1 protein-coding gene and 1 pseudogene are annotated in these 671 nt (G+C 36.8%); both read right to left on the reverse strand.

Annotated features, from left to right (window positions below; genetic code table 11):
- Nucleotides 1-365, reverse strand: a pseudogene (locus ACNOHI_RS24945) (hypothetical protein); the annotation flags it as partial.
- A 30-nt stretch (nt 366-395) separates the two neighbouring features.
- A partial coding sequence (locus ACNOHI_RS24950; protein ID WP_420477422.1) for a hypothetical protein occupies nt 396-671 on the reverse strand: 276 nt, incomplete at its 5' end.

Below are 671 nucleotides of genomic sequence, written 5' to 3' on the forward strand. Positions count from 1 at the left end.
GCCCCTAAGCGTGGTTTACATTCGATAACTTCAACTATTAATTCATCTAATTCAGAAAGATCCTTCGGGTAATACGCAACATTTAAATGTAGATAAAAAGCCCCCCCCAGTAAAATAACTGGCTTACCCCAGTAAGTGGCTTCCACCCCGACAGTGGAGCCGAAAACAAAAACTTTCTCACAATTTTCAAGCAATTTATATGTCGAAATAGCAGAATCAGCCGGAAGTACAGTAATATTATCATACCCTTCCAAAAGAGATGCTAATGCAGTGTGATACTTAAATTTTATATACTTAAGATTAGGATGAATTCTTAAATAATAGTAAATATCAGGCTTGTTCCGTGCCTTTTTGAGTAAATACACTATTCCTTCTATTTGGCTATCAAAAAGCTTCTACTTGTCAAATGACTCGCCAACACAAAAAAACTCATCTTCGGAGGAATTAAAAATCACAAAATTCCTTTTGCTATTATCCCAGTTAGGTGGCAACGCACTACGGTCTTGATGCCCGATATAAACAGAATCAGAAGCCATCTCGCCTCTTTTTCGTCTTTCATAAAACTCAGCAGCAATGGCTTCTTTATTCGAGGCCAAAGACCATGAATTACAATTCTCTTCTATTATTTTAGAATTGTTATCAATGTCGTGAGGAAGCGCATTGAAGAACTT

The organism is Noviherbaspirillum sp. ST9 (assembly GCF_048799745.1).
In the GTDB taxonomy this organism is placed as follows: domain Bacteria; phylum Pseudomonadota; class Gammaproteobacteria; order Burkholderiales; family Burkholderiaceae_D; genus Noviherbaspirillum.